This window comes from Polynucleobacter sp. 35-46-11 (genome assembly GCF_002281105.1).
Window position 1 is genome coordinate 1 of record NZ_NCFJ01000283.1, and the last position, 3,342, is coordinate 3,342.

Sequence of the window (3,342 nt, forward strand, 5' to 3'; positions counted from 1 at the left end):
TAATGGATCCCGCAAATCATCAAGTGCGGGTCTGGGAGAGTGATCAGGGTAGCCGTCGGTTTTATTCAATGCCCTATGAAAATCGTTTTATCTGGGGCGCTACTGCTGGAATGTTGCGTAACCTTTATCATTTATTAAAAGTATGACTTTCTTTTCTATTCTCTTCGCCCTCATTGCTGAGCAATATCGCCCAGTAACTTCGACCCATTGGATCGCGCGTATGAGTGCTCGCTGGTTGGATTGGGTTGCTGGCGAATTCGGCGGCAAGACTGAGGAAGGTGCCAGTCCAGTTGGTGCGCGTATGGCTTGCCTAGTCGCATTCATACTGCCAACATTCCTAGTCTTCATTATTTATGTTGTATTTATGGTGAGCTTCCCAATTTTGGGATTTGTGTGGAACGTCATAATCGCCTATTTATTTTTTGGCTTTCGCCAATTTAGTCACTCCTTTACGCTGGTTCATGAGGCAATTGCAAACCATGATTTGCCAGCAGCACGTACAGCATTAGGTGAGTGGTACGGCCCCGAATTAGATACTTCCAATCTCACCGAGACTGAAGTTATTTCACTTGCGCTGGAACGCGCCATTATTGGCGCACATCACCATGTGTTTGGTGTGTTGTTCTGGTTCTTAATGCCAATGGGACCTGCAGGTGTGGTCTTGTATCGCTTGGCTGATACAGCTGCCCAGCGTTGGTCAGAAAAAGGCGATTTCAATTTAAGTGAAGCAGCGCGTCATTTCTTCTACGTATTGGATTGGGTGCCTGCACGTATTACGGCAATGGGCTTTGCGATCGTCGGCAACTTTGAAGGTGCAGTCTACGCATGGCGCCACCTGACTGGCAAATGGTCCGACTCTTTATCGGCGGTGATCTTGGCATCCGGTAGTGGTGCATTAGGTGTTCGTTTGGGTGAGCCAATGAGCGAGCCCGATAGCGATGAAGCGTTGCGCATGGCTGAAGCAGGTGAGCCTGTTGTGTACGAAGTGGGGCTTGAGCCGAATGAGCGTACGATGCGCTCCGCCATTGGCTTGGTGTGGCGCTTGGTTATCGCTTGGATGGCTTTATTGCTAATGCTGACCATCGCTCTTTGGCTTGGCTAATTCCCTGAATCTGCGTATCAGCCGTTTTTGAGTCAGAACGTAATTGCCTAAATAGCGCCAGTCTTTCTGGCGCTATTTCACTTCTGTCGACTGCTTCTCGTATCGCACAATCGGGTTCTGATTGATGGGCGCAGTTATGAAAGCGACACTTGCCGAGCAGATCATGAAACTCCCTAAAGGCATGCTCTAGTTCACTCACCGACATGTGGGCCAAGCCAAATTCCTGAAAGCCTGGAGAGTCAATTAAAGCACCTAATTTGCCGTTAGCATCACGCCCCCAAGTCTCAGGCAACTCAAAGTAGCGGCAAGCTGTTGTGGTGTGCTTGCCGGTATCTAAGCGAACTGAATACTCTTGAGTAATCGCTGCAGCGTTGGGGACCCAGGCATTGAGTAGGCTAGATTTACCCATACCGGATTGACCTACAAATACCGATACCTTGCCGGAGATAGCTGGTCGCAATGCTTCAATGGAGGCCTCATCAAACTTGGCAGATACCTCTGTTACGGGGTAGCCCATACGCGCATAGGGCGCAATGATTTTGCGGGCGTGTTCTAAGTTATCTTTGAGATCGCACTTGTTGAGCAGAATATGTAAACCAATTTGATTGGTTTCAGCAGCGACAACCGCTCTTCCCAAAAGATCGGGTGAGAAAGCAGGTTGTGTAGCTAGCACGACTAATATTTGATCAACATTTGAGGCAATGAGTTTGCTTTTAAAAGCATCGGATCGATAGAGTAAATTTTCTCGTGGCTCGATGCGAATAATTCGCGCTTGATCAGCTGAAGTCATTTCCAATAACATACGATCACCTACCGCGCCGATATGCTGCTTTGCTGGCGTGCTTACCTGAATTAATTCACCGATAGGAGATTCATTGCCACGATCATCTTTTACTAAACGCTGCGCTAAATAATGTCTTCCATAGGAGGCGGTTAATAGCGCATGAAATTGTTCCATTAACTAAATCAATTCCAGATTACTTAGCTAAAACGTTTGAGATTGGCAATGCGCAATGGCGCGGGAGGGTGTGAGCTATAGAAAGCGGTATAGATCGGATCTGGCGTTAAAGTCGAAGCGTTGTCTTGATAGAGCTTGACCAGGGCCGAGATCAAATCACTTGCGGAGGATTTATCTGCAGCAAAACCATCGGCTTCGTATTCATGTTTACGTGATGCCAAGCTCGATAGTGGGGTAAGGAAGAAGCTAAATACTGGTGATACCAGCATAAAGAGCGCTAAAGCCAAGCCGCCGTTATACCCATTCGGGTTGGGCATCACGCCAAGGTCGCTGTAGAACCATGGCTGAGTGCTGACCCAGCCCAGTAGTGCCAGCGTGACAAAGCTCAAGGCAAAAGAAACCAGTAGGCGTTTACGAATATGGTTGCACTTGTAGTGACCGAGTTCATGAGCCAGTACTGCCTCTACTTCGCCGGGATTGAGTTTTTCAATCAAGGTATCAAAAAAGACAATACGCTTCGCTTTGCCCATTCCGGCAAAAAATGCATTTCCGTGTGCGCTACGTTTACTGCCATCCATCACAAATAGACCTTGGCTTGCAAAGTCACAACGTTTGAGTAAGGCTTCGATTTGTGTTTTGAGTGCACCTTCTTCTAGCGCTTCAAACTTATTAAAGATTGGGGCGATAAAGGTCGGAAATACCCACTGCATTAACAAACTGAAGGCAGTAAGAACACCCCAGGCCCAGAGCCACCAAAGGTCTCCTGCTTGAGCCATCAAACTCAGAATGACCCAAAGGAGGGGAACACCAATCGCACCACCAACCCCGAGACCTTTGAACATATCACTAAAAAATAATTTGGCATTCATACGATTAAAGCCAAAGCGTTCTTCCAGATAAAACTGTTTGTACCAGGAAAAGGGTAGATCAATAATTCCGGAGATGATGACAATGGATATAAGTAAAGCCATTTGCTGCGCAATACCTTCCCCCAATAGTTGCAGAAGGGACAGATTTAAAATTTGCAGACCACCCAAGAGTGTGAAGCTGATCAAGATAATCGCGCTGACACCGTTTTCAAAAATACCGAGGCGTAATTTGGCGATGGTGTAGTCGGCCGCTTTTTGATGTTCGGCCAGGGAGATCTGAGAGGCAAACTCGGCGGGTACCACATCGCGGTTAAGGGCGACGTGACGAATTTGGCGTTGAGATAACCAGTGGCGTAGACCAAAGCTGGCGATGAAGGCGATTAGAAAAACAATTGTGAATGTCATGAGATGAT

3 protein-coding genes and 1 pseudogene are annotated in these 3,342 nt (G+C 47.4%); 2 read left to right on the forward strand and 2 right to left on the reverse strand.

All coding sequences use genetic code 11. The annotated features are described in order from the left end of the window. A pseudogene (locus tag B7Y67_RS13500) lies at positions 1–146 on the forward strand (coenzyme A pyrophosphatase); the annotation flags it as partial. Then, positions 143–1,102, forward strand: coding sequence for a CobD/CbiB family protein (locus B7Y67_RS13505; protein ID WP_293599097.1), 960 nt, complete (start codon positions 143–145; stop codon positions 1,100–1,102). The pseudogene B7Y67_RS13500 and the gene B7Y67_RS13505, both read left to right, overlap by 4 nt. Here the strand turns inward: B7Y67_RS13505 and rsgA are convergent. Beyond that, a complete protein-coding gene (rsgA, locus tag B7Y67_RS13510) occupies positions 1,047–2,060 on the reverse strand; it encodes a ribosome small subunit-dependent GTPase A (RefSeq protein ID WP_293599098.1) in 1,014 nt (337 codons plus the stop codon). The genes B7Y67_RS13505 and rsgA overlap by 56 nt on opposite strands. Before the next feature lie 23 nt (positions 2,061–2,083). Continuing rightward, positions 2,084–3,334 carry a M48 family metallopeptidase gene (locus tag B7Y67_RS13515; protein WP_293599099.1) on the reverse strand — a complete coding sequence of 417 codons (1,251 nt, stop codon included), beginning with the start codon at positions 3,332–3,334 and terminating at the stop codon, positions 2,084–2,086. Positions 3,335–3,342 lie beyond the last annotated feature (8 nt).